At 53.4% G+C, this 238-nt stretch carries 1 protein-coding gene; it reads right to left on the bottom strand.

From position 1 onward, the window contains the following. Positions 1 to 238: hypothetical protein (locus tag G3I74_RS15620; protein ID WP_203594410.1), on the bottom strand; the 238-nt coding region annotated here is incomplete at both ends.

The following is a 238-nucleotide window of genomic DNA, read 5'->3' as shown; positions in this document are numbered from 1 at the left end:
GATACGGATACCGATACGGATACCGATACGGATACCGATACGGATACCGATACGGATACCGATACGGATACCGATACGGATACCGATACGGATACTGATACGGATACCGATACGGATACCGATACGGACTCGGATTCCGACTCCGACAGCGACTCGGACTCTGACTCCGACAGCGACTCGGATTCGGACACCGATACCGATACGGATACGGATACCGATACGGACTCGGATTCCGACT

The sequence above is a fragment of the Wenzhouxiangella limi genome, assembly GCF_010499265.1.
Classification (GTDB): Bacteria; Pseudomonadota; Gammaproteobacteria; order Xanthomonadales; family Wenzhouxiangellaceae; genus Wenzhouxiangella; species Wenzhouxiangella limi.
Note: the sequence above shows the minus strand (reverse complement) of the source record. Positions and strands in the feature narration are given on the sequence as shown.